General features: G+C 70.7%; 12 protein-coding genes. 5 read left to right on the forward strand and 7 right to left on the reverse strand.

Going from position 1 to position 13820, the window contains the following annotated elements; genetic code table 11:
- Positions 1 to 260 precede the first annotated feature (260 nt).
- The 4 genes from WFJ17_RS18110 to WFJ17_RS18125 all read right to left on the reverse strand — a co-directional run bounded on the left by WFJ17_RS18110 (position 261) and on the right by WFJ17_RS18125 (position 4851).
- Complete coding sequence (locus WFJ17_RS18110) at positions 261 to 995, reverse strand: ribonuclease H family protein (protein ID WP_336649155.1); 735 nt, start codon at positions 993 to 995, stop codon at positions 261 to 263.
- Positions 996 to 1281: 286 nt separating this feature from the next.
- Positions 1282 to 2217 carry a G5 domain-containing protein gene (locus tag WFJ17_RS18115; RefSeq protein ID WP_336649156.1) on the reverse strand — a complete coding sequence of 312 codons (936 nt, stop codon included), beginning with the start codon at positions 2215 to 2217 and terminating at the stop codon, positions 1282 to 1284.
- A gap of 143 nt (positions 2218 to 2360) precedes the next feature.
- Positions 2361 to 3449: an amidohydrolase family protein gene (locus WFJ17_RS18120; RefSeq protein ID WP_336649157.1), complete on the reverse strand. Its 1089-nt coding sequence runs from the start codon at positions 3447 to 3449 to the stop codon at positions 2361 to 2363.
- A gap of 19 nt (positions 3450 to 3468) precedes the next feature.
- Positions 3469 to 4851 carry an APC family permease gene (locus tag WFJ17_RS18125; protein WP_295034382.1) on the reverse strand — a complete coding sequence of 461 codons (1383 nt, stop codon included), beginning with the start codon at positions 4849 to 4851 and terminating at the stop codon, positions 3469 to 3471.
- Between the two features lie 166 nt (positions 4852 to 5017).
- Here WFJ17_RS18125 and WFJ17_RS18130 point away from each other — a divergent pair, with 166 nt between their 5' ends.
- From WFJ17_RS18130 to WFJ17_RS18145, 4 genes are all read left to right on the forward strand, one after another.
- Positions 5018 to 5701: a GntR family transcriptional regulator gene (locus tag WFJ17_RS18130; RefSeq protein ID WP_292888120.1), complete on the forward strand. Its 684-nt coding sequence runs from the start codon at positions 5018 to 5020 to the stop codon at positions 5699 to 5701.
- A 78-nt stretch (positions 5702 to 5779) separates the two neighbouring features.
- Entirely contained in the window at positions 5780 to 6373 is a 594-nt protein-coding gene (locus WFJ17_RS18135; RefSeq protein ID WP_251448124.1) for a PadR family transcriptional regulator, read from the forward strand.
- A 204-nt stretch (positions 6374 to 6577) separates the two neighbouring features.
- Positions 6578 to 8374 (forward strand): ABC1 kinase family protein, encoded by a 1797-nt coding sequence (locus WFJ17_RS18140; protein ID WP_336649158.1) that lies wholly within the window; start codon positions 6578 to 6580, stop codon positions 8372 to 8374.
- Positions 8375 to 8467: 93 nt separating this feature from the next.
- The gene (locus tag WFJ17_RS18145; RefSeq protein WP_336649159.1) at positions 8468 to 9592 is read left to right on the forward strand and encodes a Fic family protein; all 1125 of its coding nucleotides are present in this window, start codon (positions 8468 to 8470) and stop codon (positions 9590 to 9592) included.
- A gap of 58 nt (positions 9593 to 9650) precedes the next feature.
- Here the strand turns inward: WFJ17_RS18145 and WFJ17_RS18150 are convergent, their stop codons facing one another.
- Both WFJ17_RS18150 and WFJ17_RS18155 read right to left on the reverse strand, forming a co-directional pair.
- A complete protein-coding gene (locus WFJ17_RS18150) occupies positions 9651 to 11480 on the reverse strand; it encodes a ParB-like protein (protein WP_336649160.1) in 1830 nt (609 codons plus the stop codon).
- Between the two features lie 144 nt (positions 11481 to 11624).
- Positions 11625 to 12854 carry an MFS transporter gene (locus tag WFJ17_RS18155; protein WP_336649161.1) on the reverse strand — a complete coding sequence of 410 codons (1230 nt, stop codon included), beginning with the start codon at positions 12852 to 12854 and terminating at the stop codon, positions 11625 to 11627.
- Positions 12855 to 12936: 82 nt separating this feature from the next.
- Between WFJ17_RS18155 and WFJ17_RS18160 the strand changes: the two genes are divergently transcribed.
- The gene (locus WFJ17_RS18160) at positions 12937 to 13257 is read left to right on the forward strand and encodes an ArsR/SmtB family transcription factor (protein ID WP_251448136.1); all 321 of its coding nucleotides are present in this window, start codon (positions 12937 to 12939) and stop codon (positions 13255 to 13257) included.
- A 33-nt stretch (positions 13258 to 13290) separates the two neighbouring features.
- On the opposite strand, the gene WFJ17_RS18165 is transcribed toward WFJ17_RS18160, so the two are convergent.
- Positions 13291 to 13761, reverse strand: a complete 471-nt coding sequence (locus WFJ17_RS18165; RefSeq protein ID WP_336649162.1) for a hypothetical protein — start codon at positions 13759 to 13761, stop codon at positions 13291 to 13293.
- Positions 13762 to 13820 lie beyond the last annotated feature (59 nt).

The raw sequence follows: 13820 nt of genomic DNA on the forward strand, positions 1-13820 counted from the left end.
TTGCTCGGAGATGTGCCGGTTCTTCGGATCCCTTCCGCGGATCCGTCCGACGTTGGTGTACAACTCCGAAGATGGGGCACGTTGGCGGCGCGGGGGCGGCCCCGCGCCCGGCTTGCGCGTGCGCCCGGTCTCCGGCCTGCGTGTGCGCTTTGCTCGGAGATGTGCCGGTTCTTCGGATCCCTTCCGCGGATCCGTCCGACGTTGGTGTACAACTCCGAAGATGGGGCACGTTGGCGGCGCGGGGGCGGCCCCGCGCCCGGTCAGATCAGGCGGCGCAGCGCTTCTTCCAGGGTCACGCCCTGGGCGTCGGCACGGTCACGGAGGCGCGCATGCTCGGAGGCGCTGAGCGTCACCCGCAGTTCGATCGGGGTGGTGTCGGCCGGCAGATCGAGCCCGTCGAGCAGGTCGGAAGCCTCGGCCCACAGGGCGGGCGCCGGGGCCGCGGAGGGCGCGACGACGGGAAGCGGCACCGCGGCTGCGACGAGGGGCTCGTCGAGCACGGCGGGCGCATCGCCCGTCGCCGAAGCGGCCGCGGTGAACCCCGGGCCGCGGTCCGGATCCTGCTTGCGCTGGTATGCGGTCGCGGCGGCGTTCGCGCGCTGATCGGCGGCCTCGTTCAGCGGATGCCCGGCGTGGCCCTTGACCCAGGTGAACGACACGTCGCGCCCCCGCAGCGCCTCATCGATGCCCTCGAGCAGGTCGCGGTTGAGCACCGGACCGCCGTCGGACTTGCGCCAGCCCTTGCGCTTCCAGCCGGGCATCCACTTGGTGACGGAGTCGATCACGTACCGGCTGTCGCACTCGATCACGAGCTTCTCACCGGCGACGTTCTCCGTCGCCTGCAGCAGTTCGAGCACGGCGCGCAGCTCGCCCTGGTTGTTCGTGCCATGCGGGGATCCCCCGGCGGCCCAATTGGCGTCGTCGATGTACCAGGCCCAGCCGTTGGGACCGGGGTTGCCCAGGGCGGATCCGTCTGCCGCGGCGGTGATCGTCATCCCTCCACCGTAGGGCGTGGGGAGGCGCGGTCCGGGCGTGGCGGGTGTCGGGCGAGGCTACGGCGCGGGGCTTCTGCGGCACCCTCGGCGCGGCCGCGGGCCCGGAAGGCGCGAGTCCGCAGTTCCCGCGGTTCGCCCAGGGCCCGAATTGCGCGAGTCCGAGTGCTTATCGTTGCCGCCCCGTGCACAACTCAGGCTGGAAGCAGTCGAGTGCCCATGATTCGGGTGCTTCAGGGCGTTTCAGAGAGATACAGCCTGAGTTGCGCACGGCAGCCGTGCGGTACGGCTACTCGCAGCCGATGCCGTCGCCGTTGCTGTCGAGACGGTAGATGTCTGTGCCGACCACGCGCACCGGGCCCTGGACATAGGCAGGCCCATTGCCGCTGCCGCCGGCGCAGTCCACGTCGCTGGCGATGGGGACGCACGCGTCGGCGTAGTTCGGGTCGCATTGGCCGGCGGGCTCTTGGGCGACGAGGGGTGCGGGCGGCGCGGCCTGCTGTTCCCGCGTTCCGTGCGCCGTCACCTCGGTGACCGGGGGCAGAGCGACCGTCTCCTTCGCGACGGTCCGGCCGATCTCCTTGCCGTCGATCTTCGTCACTCGGTAGGTCGTGACCTTCGAGCCTTCGACGCCTGCCGTGACGACCTCCGTCACCCCGAGGTCGCGCTCGGGATCGTCGACCGTCGAGCGCTCGAAAGGGATCACCGTCACGACGTCCACCATCTCGTAAGTGGTCGGGACGGGCGTGGGAGTCGGCGCCGCGGCCACGAACGAGCGCGGGGTCGCGCTGGAGGTGACGTCCGCGGTGACCATCGCCGGACGTGTGGCGCCGTTCGCGGCACCGCCGCCGATCAGGAGCAGCGCGGCGGCGCCCAGTGCCAGCAGACCCGAGGCGCGCGACCGCAGCGAGAGCCGGGGAGCGCCGCCGCGGATGAAGACGTACACCGCGAGCCCGAGCACGGCCAGGATCACCAGAAGCCACAGTGCCGGCGTGATCCGTGCGAGCACGCCGCCGAGCATGATGACTCCCAGGACGACGAGAGCGGTCACCCACCACGGGCGACGTCGGGACGCGCCCCTCGCTGCTCCTGGGGCGGGTGGCGGCACCGAGCCCGCCGGAACCGGGGTCGTATCAGCCGTCCAGGTCGTGCCGTTCCACCAGCGCAGCTGGGCGCTGTTCTCGGGATCGGGGTACCACGCGGGAGCAGGGGAGGAATCGGGCATCGCAGTCGCCGTTCGGGTCGGTCGGCATCGGGTCCCCGAATCCTATCGATCTGCTGAGAGTGCGTCCACGAGATTATCGGCCCCCGCCCCCGCCCCCGCCCCCGCCCCCTCGACCCCCGGCCCCCGGCCCGAGGCCCCCGGCCTCAGGTCGCCGCGGCCTCGTGGCCGTCGATGAGGATCCGGCGCGGAGCGGGCCGGTCCACGACGAGCTGGGCGACGTTCTCGGCGTCGAACTCGAGACGCGTGCCGCTCTCCGGATCCCAGTCCGAGATCGCCGGGATCCCGAGCAGCTCCCCGCCGTGCACGGTCGCGATCCGGAAGACGCGCTCGAGGTCGGCGTCGGTGCGCGCGCCCGTACGGTAGCCCAGCAGGTGCGCACGGTCGAGCATGCTGCCGGTGCCGAACGGACTCCAGGCGTCGCGCACGCCGTCCGAGCCTGCGACGACCCGCACGCCGTGGCGCTCCATCCGGTCGAGGTCGGGCACGGGGTCGTCGCCGAGCGCGCACGTGGCGATCCAGATCCCCGCTTCCGCCACGAGGTCCAGGGTGTCGCCGAGGCTCGGCAGCGCGGCATCGCAGAGGGCGAAGGCGTGCCCGATGGTCACGCGCCCCCGCCTCCCGCCCGCGATCGTGCGCCGGGCGATCTCGCGGATCTGCGCGAGTCCGTCCTCGCCGCCGTCGTGCAGGTGGATGTCCAGGTCGCGCCCGGCGCGGTCCGCGAGGCCGAAGACCGCGTCGAGGTGTCCGTGCAGGTCGCCCTCGAGTCCGCCGGGGTCGATGCCGCCGACGAGGTCCGCCCCCGCTCCCAGCGCCGCCGTCATGGCGTCGAGCGTTCCCGGGTTCGTGAGCAGGCCGAACTGCGGGAAAGCCACGATCTGCACGGTCATCCCGGGCAGTCGCTCGGCGGCGGCCCGCACGCCCTCGACGTTCGCGGTGCCCAGTTCGGAGGAGACGTCCGCATGCGCGCGTGCCGCGAGGGTGCCGCTCGCGAACGCTCGGGAGAGCAGCGCGTGCGCCCGCTCCTCGACGCCGGTGACGTAACCGGCCTGGGTCGCGCGGTCTCCGGCGATCAGCTCGGGGAGCGTCGTCGCCGGGGACCGGGACACCCACGGCTGCCCCCACGAGGTCTTGTCGGGGTGGATGTGCGCGTCGACGAACCCGGGGGTGCGCAGCAGGTGCGCGCGGGCGCCTGCGGTGGCGTCGTCCCTGTCCGGTCGCTCGGTGCGTCGCATGCGGGATCCTTTCGGAAGGTCAGTCCTGATAGGGGAGCGTCGGCATCGCCTCGGTGCTCGCGTCGTCGAGCTGGAGGGCGAGGGGGCCGCCCTGTCGCTTCCGGCGCACGAGGTAGATCACGACTCCGATGGCGAGCCAGACGCAGCCGAGCGCATACGTGAACGGTGCCAGCGAGGTCCACAGCCAGGCGATCGAGACGAATCCGACGATCGGCAGGATGAGATGTCGGACCAGCCCCCAGCCGCGGCGCAGCTTCATGTCGAAGAACAGCACCTTGATCGTGGAGAGGTTCACCATGGCGAACGCGATCAGTGCGCCGAAGTTGATCATGTACACGGCCTGGTCGAGCGTGATGAACAGGGCGACGAGCGCGACCACGGAGACCACGAGCGCGGCGACGTAGGGAGTGCGGAAGCGGCGGTGCAGTCGGGCGAGCACCGGGGGAAGGATCCCGTCGCGGCCCATCGCGAACAGCACCCGGCTGACGCTCATCTGCGCGGCCGTTCCGCAGAGGACGATGCCTGCCGTGTTCACGATCACGAAGGTGACCATGAGCACGTCTCCGCCCGCGTGCTGCATGAGCTCGGTGCCCGCGGCGTCGAGGTTCTGCAGCTTCGTCCAGTCGGGCGCGATGAGGCTGCCGGCGATCGCGAACGCCAGGTAGCCGAGCCCCGCGAAGAGCGTCGCGAGCACGATGCCCTTCGGCACCTTGCGGCGCGGATCCTTCGTCTCCTCGGCCAGGGTCGAGACGCCGTCGAAGCCGAGGAAGGCGAAGGCGACGATCGCGGCCGCCGCGAGGATCGGCAGGATCCCGCCGTCCCCGATCGACAGCGGCCGGGCGACCGCCTCCAGGCTCAGCTTCGGCGCGTTCATCACGGCGAGCACGAGGAAGGCGAGGATGACCAGCACCGATGCGACGATCACGACGGAGTTCATCCGCTTGATCCAGTTGACCCCGATGATGCTGAACACCGCGACGACGAGGATGCACAGCAGCGTGCCGACCCACGACGGCACCGAGGTGAACAGGCTGTTGAAGTAGAGGCCGAACAGCAGGAAGTTCACCATCGGCAGGAACAGGTAGTCCAGCAGCATGACCCAGCCGGTGAGGAACCCGGTGGCGGGGCCGAAGCCGCGTGTGACGTACGCGTACGCCCCGCCGGTGATCGGCACGTGCGCGGCCATGCGTCCGTAACTGTGCGCGGTGAACAGCATGATCACGATCGCGGCGACGTAGGCGGCGGGGAGGTGGCCGTCGCTGATCTTCGTGGCGGGGCCGTACACCGAGACGACGGACAGCACGCCCATCGAGGTGAGGCCGTAGGCGATCAATGCGGGCAGGCCGAGCTCGCGCTTCAGGGTGCGCGGGCGGTCCCGTTCCGGGGCGGAGGTGGTGGTCATGCGCAGACTCCCTTGTGCTGAAGGCTGACCGGGGACGAGCCGGGGCTCGATTCAGAATTGTATACCAAAACGAAGGATTGTTATACAAGAAGAGGGAATCAGCGACTCGATGGCCGAGATCGGGTAGTTTTTGTCATGCAAGCATCGGGGAGAAGGGGATGGGTGGATGGCGCAGAGCACCACGGCGGAGTCGGAGGAGATGCATCCCGGCGCCTCTCAGGGGGTGAGGGTCTACGAGTGGATCCGCGACCGCATCATCGACGGTCGGCTGCCGACGGGCAGTCGCGTCCGCGAGCGCGAGGTCGTCGAGCAGCTCGGGGTGTCCCGCGTGCCGATCCGGGAGGCGTTCCCCCGCCTGGAGGCCGAGGGGTACATCCGCACGGTGCCGCACAAGGGGGCGATCGTCGCCCCGATGGAAGCCGTCGACGTCGCCGAGCTCTTCGACGTCCGCGCCTCGCTCGAGCCCCTCGCAGCGCGCCTGGCCGCGGCCCGCTGCGCGTCCGGCGTCTCGGGCGAGCGGCTGACGGAGGCCCTTTCGCTCGCCGCGCGTGCCCTGGACGTCCACGTCCAGGGGGAGCTCGCCGAGGCCACATCCGACTTCCATGACGAGCTCGTCGACCTCGCGGGCAGTCGGCTGCTGCAGGATCTGATGCTGCCGGTCCGCGGCCGGGTCAAGCGCCTGTTCCATCTGGCGAACACGCCGGACGACCGGGATCTGCACCATGAGCACCAGGAACTGTGCGACGCGGTCGTGAAGGGGCAGGTCGAGCGGGCGGGGGCCTTGGCGCTCGCGCACGTCGAGCACTCCCGCATCGAGACGCTGCAGATGCTCTTCCCCTCCGATTCATAGGGACTGCTCTTCCCTTCCGATACATAGCGACATATCGTTGACTATCGCTCGGGGTGAGCGGGAATCGAGGAGGTCGTCATGGACAACGCATATGGACCGCGCGGATTCGGCGGGCCGGGGTTCGGTCCCGGAGGAGGGCGAGGCTTCGGCGGACGCCCGGGGATGAACCCGACGGCCGGTCTCTGGGAGGCGATGGAGCACCTGCGCTCCGCCTTCGACCAGCGCCCTCAGGCCCCGCGCATGGCGCGCGGCGACGTGCGCGCCGCCGTGCTCGCGCTGCTCTCCGAGCAGCCCATGCACGGCTACCAGATCATCCAGGAGATCGAGGAGCGCAGCGGCGGCTCCTGGAAGCCGAGTGCCGGATCCGTCTATCCCACGCTGCAGCTGCTCGCGGACGAGGGGCTCATCGAGGCCGCCGAGCAGGGCGGTCGCAAGACGTACTCGCTCACCGAGGCGGGTCGCGCCGTCGCCGACGAGGCCGGCGCCCCTCCGTGGGAGGGCTCCGGCGCTCGCGCGGGCGCGGCGTCGTTCGGCGCGCTGCCCAAGGCGGGGGTCGACCTCGCGGGGGCTGCGGCGCAGGTCGCGCGCACCGGCACTCCGGAGCAGGTGCAGCAGGCGATCGACGTGCTCGACGAAGCGCGTCGCCGTCTGTACGCGATCCTCGCCGACTGATGGCGGACGATTCGGGAGAGCGACGAAGGGCGGGGGCGGCGTCGGCCGTCCCGCTCCCGAGGGTCTCGCCGGACGTGCTTGCGCGATTCCGCCGGCTCGACCGCACCGTCGATCGGCCCCTGTGCCCGGTGCTCGGCACGGCGACGGTGCCGGGGATGCTCGCGCGGTCCCCGCGCGGGAAGATGGGACGGGAGGCGCATCCGCATGGTCGATGATCGGAGCCCGGGAGCCCCGGCGAAGCCCACAGGCGCGGCCGGAGATCAGGCCCCTCCGTTGCGGGCGCGCTACCGGCGGATCCTCGCGTTCGCCGCACGCGTGCTCGTGCAGACCTGGTGGTTCGAGCTCGCTCTGCCGCGGCTCGGCCTGACCGGAGTCGCCGAGAAGAGCCGGGAGCGCCGGATGCGCACCCTCGCGCAGCGCTTCCACGTGCTCGCGGTCGAGCTGGGCGGACTCATGATCAAGGTCGGCCAGTTCATGTCGTCGCGGCTGGACGTGCTGCCCCTGGAGATCACCGCCGAGCTCGCCGGCCTGCAGGACGAGGTGCCCGCGGTGCCGGTGCATCGGATCCGCGCGCTCGCCGAGGCCGAGCTCGGGGTGCGGCTCGAGCGCGCGTTCGCGTCCTTCGACGAGACGCCCCTCGCCGCCGCATCGCTCGGCCAGGCGCATCGCGCCCGGTTGTCCGATGAGGACGCGGCGGTGACCGGGTTCGCCGACGTCGTCGTGAAAGTGCAGCGCCCCGGGATCGATCAGGTCGTCGCGACCGATCTCGCCGCCCTCCGCCGGGTCGGCGGGTGGCTGCGCCGCATCCGGTTCGTCGCCGACCGGGTCGATGCGCCCGCTCTCGTCGAGGAGTTCGCGCAGACCAGCCTCGAGGAGATCGACTACCTGCACGAGGCCGCCGCCGCGGAGCGGTTCGCCGAGAACTTCGCGGGGGATCCGCGGGTCGACGCGCCGGCCGTGGCCTGGGAGCGCACCACCCGTCGCGTGCTCACGCTCGCCGACGTCACCGCGATCAAGATCAACGACGTCGACGCCCTGCGCGCGGCGGGCATCGACCCAGCCGACGTGGCGCGGGTGTTCGCCGAGGTCATGTTCGACCAGCTCTTCACGCACGGGTTCGTGCACGCGGATCCGCATCCGGGGAACATCTTCGTGACGCCGCACCGCGCGGGCGGGGTCGGGATGCCGGGCGCCGCACCGCCCGTGCCGGGCTCGGCGACCGGCGGCGATGCGGCGCACCCGGCCTGGCGCCTCACGTTCATCGACTTCGGGATGATGGCCGAGGTTCCGGAGGGGATCCGGCACGGGCTGCGCACGCTCTTCATCGCCGCGGCCTCCCGCGACGGGAAGGGCATGGTCGCGGCCGCCCAGGAGATCGGCGTGCTCATGCCGTCCGCCGAGAATCGCGAGCTCGAACGGGCGCTCAGTGCCCTGTTCGCGCGGTTCGGCGGGATGGGCTTCGCCGAGCTCCGCGATGTGGATCCGCGCGAGTTCCAGGGCTTCGCCGACGAGTTCGGCGACACGATGCGCTCGCTGCCCGTGCAGCTGCCCGAGGGACTCCTCCTGCTCATCCGGGCGGTGTCGCTCACCTCGGGCATGTGCAGCGGGCTGGATCCGCAGTTCAACATCTGGGAGTCGATCGAGCCCTACGCCACCCGGCTGCTGACCGACGAGAGCGGCAACGTCGTGCGGGACTTGTCTCAGCAGGCCGTGTCGAACGCGGGCATCCTCTGGCGGCTGCCGAAGCGGATCGACGACATCATCACCCGGGTCGACGAGGGATCCGTCACCTTCGACACCTCGCGGATCGAGCGCCGTCTGGACCGGATCGACGGACTCGTCCGGCGCGGTGTCTCGGCGCTCCTGTTCGCGGCGCTGCTCATCGGCGGAGCCGTGGTGCTCACGGCGAACCCGGTGCTGGGCACCGTGCTGATGAGCGTCTCGGCGCTGCCGCTGCTGCACGCGCTGTTCGCGGGGCTGTTCCGGCGGGGACCCCGCTAGCGACGTGTCAATCAGCTTCGCCCGTCAGGAAAACGTGTAAAAAATCAGTCAGAATTTTTACACGTTTTCCGCATCTATGAGTATTTTTGACTCATGACACGGAACGCGGAGAGGCCCTACAACGAGCTCCCTCTCCTTCCTCCGGAGGTCGACTACGAGTCGAAGGCGGTGCTGAAGGGTGCCATCCGGGCCCGAGCGGCGCTGGCGGCGCTCGACCAAGCAGCCAAACGCATGCAGAACCCGCTCGTCTTGATCAACTCGCTTTCGTTGCTGGAAGCGCAAGCGAGCTCCGAGATCGAGAACATCGTCACGACGACGGACGAACTCTTCCGCTTCGCTGAGGAGCCCATCGTCGACGCCGCGAGCGCGGAGACGCGGGAGACCCTTCGTTACCGGTCGGCGCTGTTCGCGGGTCTTGTGGCGATTGAGAAGCGCCCGATCACCGTGAACACCGCAGTAGAGATCTGCATGAACATTCACAGTCGCGACATCGGCGTGCGTCGGCTCCCGGGGACCTACATCGGAAACCCGCGGACTCGAACGCCCATCTACACCCCGCCGACGGGCGAGTCCGTGATCCTGGAGAAGCTCGGCAACTGGGCGGAGTTCCTCAACACGAACGAGGATATCGACCCCTTGGTCGTGATGGCGATTGCGCACTATCAGTTCGAGGCCATCCATCCGTTCGAAGACGGCAACGGCAGAACCGGGCGCATCCTCAACGTCCTTCAGCTCGTGCAAGCAGGGTTGCTGAATGCGCCGATCCTCTACCTGTCCCGCTACATCATCCAGAACAAGGACGAGTACTACCGACTACTCCTCGCGGTGACGGTCGAAGGCGCTTGGGAAGAATGGATCCGCTTCCTGCTTCGAGGGATCGACGAAACCGCGACACGTACGTTGCGCAAGATCGACCGCATCCAAGACCTTCAAGAGGAGTTCCGCATCGACATCAAGGCGCACACCTCTGCGGGAAGCAACGCGGATCTCCTCGACGTCCTCTTCGAGAACCCGTACGCCAGGATCAATCAGGTCGTCACCAGATGCGGAGTCTCGCGTCCCACGGCGACCGGTTGGTTGAACGCCCTCGTGCAGAGGGAACTCCTTTTCGACATCAAGATCGGCCGGGAACGGTTGTTCGTCAATACACGACTCATGCGGATTCTCGCCCAAGAGGAGGATCTGCCTCCTCGGCCAGGCGACGAACGGCTCTTCTGAGCACGACGAAGGGCGCACGACCGGATCGCGGTCGTGCGCCCTTCGCGCTGTTGCGGCGTCAGTCCTCGCCGACGCGGGTGCGGCGTCGTGCGAGCAGCAGCACACCGGCGGCGATCACGATCGCACCGGCGATGCCGAGCCCGATCGGCGCCGCGGATCCGGTGGTCGCGAGGGTGCCCGAGACTCCGGATCCGGATCCGTTGGACGCCGAACCGGACCCGGCGGACCCCGATCCGGGAGTCGTGCCGGTTCCGTCGCCGCCGCCCGCGGCCGCCACCGTGAAGGCGGCCGAGGCGACCGGGGTGCCGTTGAACGACACGGTCACCGTGTGCGCCCCGGCGGGCAGAGAGGCCGGCAGTGCGGCCTGCAGGGTGAAGGTGCCGGCGGCATCCGTGCTGCCGGTTCCCAGTGACACCGGCTCGGAGTGCACCTCGACCGCGAAGCCCGAGGCATCGGCGGCGAGGCCGTTCGCGGTGACCGTGACGACGCCGCCCGGCCGCAGCGCGCCCATGATCGCGACGCTGCCCCGCACCGCAGCGGGGTCGGCGATGACGACCGGCGTCTGGGCGGAGGCGGTCGACCCGATCACGTTGTGCGCGGTGACCGTGAGCGCGTACGCCCCGGGTGCGACCCCGTCGAACGTGACCGAGGTGGCTCGGGCGTCGACCTCGGCCGTCCGTGCGGTGCCGAGCGCGACGGTGTAGCCGGTGAGCGGCGAGCCGCCGTCGGCGGGAGCCGACCACGAGACGGCGACGTGGGAGCCGGCGGGCGACGTCCCGCCGACGACGGCGAGCGGAGCGGCGGGAGCGGCGGGAGCCGTGGGGGCGGGCACGTTCCGCAGGCGGTACTCGGTCATGTACGCGAGCTTGCCGGGCTTGGCGTCGGAGTACGGCTTCGCGAGCTTCGCCCACTCGCCCTTGCCCTCGGCCTTGCCGTCGTTCCAGGCGCCGAGCACGCTGAGATCGCCCGCGGTGTAGCCGGACTGCGGGTCGACGACGGTGCCGGCGCCGAGCGCGACCTGCGCCTGGGAGAGCTGCTTGACGAGCGCGAGGGATCCGGCCCAGTCGTCCTGGTTCCAGCCGGCGACCGGGATGTCTGTGCGGGTGCGCAGCCAGGTGCCCCAGTGGAACTCCTGGAACGGTACGGCGCCGTCGGCGGCGTAGCCGATGTCGCGCGCGAAGTAGAGGATGCTGCGGAAGCGGTCGTCCTCGAAGTTCGACAGCCCCACGTTCGCGGGCAGTTGCGAGGGCGTGATCGCCTCGCCGTCCACGTCGCGCAGCCAGGTCCACTTGTTCGCCTGCATCGCGGCCCAGAAGTCCGCATCCGACAGGCCGGAGAGGTTGCCGAGCACGCGCAGGCGCACGTGCACGTCGGGACCGCTGTTCTCCTGGAAAGAGGTGAGCGTGTGGTGTCCGTCCGTGAGGTACAGCACGCCCTTCGGGCCGATCACGACGGTCTTCATCGGGGCGATCGTGTCGGCCGTCTCGCTGCCGACCGGGACCGTGCAGGTGAAGGTGGACGGATCCGTCAGCGTCGCGCCCGGCTGGGCGCTCGCGGCGTCCTGCTGGCCGTTGGCCTCGCACCAGTCGGCGAACTTCTTGTTGATCGCGTCCTTCGAGAGCGCGGCATCGTAGCGTCCGAGCTTGTAGTAGACCTCGTCGTAGCCGAGCGAGGGCTGGGTCGGGTGCACGTCGCCGACGCGCACGTCGAGCAGTTCGCCCACGGGAGCGCACAGGTCGCGGAGGTCGCCGACGGAGCACGAGGCGTCCTTGACGTCGGTGGGCGTCTCCGCGGCGGAGGCGGGGACGGCGGCGAGGACGGATCCGCCGAGGGCGAGGAAGGAGGCGAGCGCGACGGCGAGCGTGCGACGCGAGCGGAGCAGGGGCACGGAGGTCTCCAGGGAACGGGGGAAGGGGAGTCCCTCCGAGCCTGGCCAGCCGAGGCGGACGGCTGGTTGCGGCCGGGTGAACAGCGGATGACCGCCGACGCGCACGGCCCGTGCCGGAGCACGATCCCGGTCCAAGCGTGCGAGTCAGTCGGCTCGGCGGACGCGCAGCACGAGCGCGATCAGCGACAGCACGATCACGACGACGCCGTAACCGACGCAGACGGTTCCCAGCCCCACCTCGGCGACGAGCACTCCGGCGACGACCGCAGGAACGCCGAAGGCGAGGTACGCGAGCAGGTACAGCACCGCGAAGGCGTCGGCGCGCTGAGTCGCCGGGATGCGCGGGGCGAGGGATCCGACGACGCCGAAGAACGCGGTGCCGAAGCCCATCCCCGTCACTGCGGCCGCCACCAGATACGCCGGCAGCGAGCCGAGCCCGAGTGCGAGCAGGGAGAGAGCGGTGCCCGCGGCGAGTGCGGCGGCGCCGAAGATCACGATCGTGCGAGCGGAGCGGTGCCGGATCGCGAAGGCGGTGACGGCGCCGACGCCCGCGAGGAGCGCGACGGCCAGCCCCTGCCACAGGTGCGCGGCGCCGCCGAGCTCGCCGCGGACGATGCTCGCTCCGAGCGAGAGGAACAGCCCGCCGGTCGCCCAGCCGGCGATGACCGCGGGCGCGGCCCGCCAGAACTCGGCGCGGATCCCGGCGGGAACCGAGAGGCGGAAGCGCAGGGACGCCCAGGCCCCGGGAAGCAGCGGCGCGGTCTCGGGGGCGATGAGCACGAGCGCGGCGATCACGAGATACACGGCCGCGAGGGGCGTGAACACCTCGGGCAGCGCCTCTGCCGTGGCATCGAGGGCGAGGGCGGCGACGAGAGCGCCCGCGGCGAGCCCGATCCCGGGGCTCAGCGCGTTCCAGAGCGCCGCCGTCCCGGGGCGGGCCGGCGGCGCGAGGTCGAGCACCGTCGCGGAGAGGGAGGCGATGAGCAGGCCGCTCGCGACGCCCTGCAGGATCCGCGCGAGCACGAGCAGCAGCACGGATCCGGCGTTCCCGAACAGCAGCATGCTGACCGCGAGCAGGACGAGCCCTGTCACGATCACGGGGCGGCGTCCGATGTGGTCGGAGAGCGACCCGGCGGCGAGCAGCGTGAGCAGCAGAGCGGCCGCGTAGACGGCGAACACGACGGTGATCACGATCGCATCGAAGCCGAGATGCTGCGCCAGCACCGGGTAGAAGGGAGAGGGGGCGCTCGCTCCCGCCATCATCAGGATCTGGGCGACGATCGCGAGGACGAACCCGAAGCGCGTGCGCACGGGCCGCCCGGGCGGGGCGGCGGGCTCCGGGACCCGCGGCGTCGCGATCGGCTGGGTGGTCATGGCGGCTCCTCATCTGTTCGAGAATTCTCGAACGATGTGCACGCTACTCGCCTGGCTCGGAATGTTCAAGTATTATCGAACCATGCCAGGGGCCGTCGACCTTCCGCACCCGGAGCGCTCCGAGATCGAGCTCACCGCGGTGCTCTTCGCGCTCAGCGACCCCGAGCGCCTGTCGATCGCCCGCCAGCTCGTCGACGGCCCGCTGGACATGGCGGCGTGCCACGCGACGGATCCGAACCTGCCGAAGTCGACGAAGTCGCACTTCATGAAGGTGCTGCGGGAGGCAGGGGTGCTCCGCAACGAACCCCACGGACGTCGCCGCATCCTGACGCTCCGCCGGGACGACCTCGACGCGAGGTTCCCGGGCCTGCTCGACGCCGTGCTGGGCTCGACCGACGCCTGAGACCGGGGCGCTCGGCGACCCCGACGCGCGAGGTCAGTCCGCCGTGATCTCCTGCACCGTGATGCGCGTGGTCCCGGACGCATCGGTGGTCTCATAGCGCACGGGCATCCCCGGATGCGCGAGCGCGAACCAGAACACCGCGCCGCCGTCGTCGTCGCTCACGGTGTACCGCAGGCACTCGAGGCGCCCGAGCGGGTGCTCGATCGTGTCGTCGGCGACCGCCGTGCGGTCGGCGGGGAATGCGGCGTGCGCCTGCAGCTCCCGCCAGGAGACCCGTCCGCCGGTCGCCGTCTCGGGCGCTCCCACGGGGTGGCTCTCCAGCAGCACGTCCTCGTCGCGGCCCTCGGAGTAGCGGCTGATCCGCTCCGAGGCCGTGCCGTCGGGGGCTTCGATCCGCACCCGGATCACGGCTCCGTCGCGCAGCGCGGCGCGGATCTCGTCGGCGGTGAACGGCGTCGGCAGCAGCCCCTCGGCGACGACATGCGGATCCGGGTTCTCGGTCATGCGGTCAGGATAGGCCCCGAGCCGAGGGGCTGCCAGGTTCCGGTGCGGAGAAGCGTCAA

The sequence above is a fragment of the Microbacterium sp. MMO-10 genome (assembly GCF_037148715.1).
GTDB lineage: Bacteria > Actinomycetota > Actinomycetes > Actinomycetales > Microbacteriaceae > Microbacterium.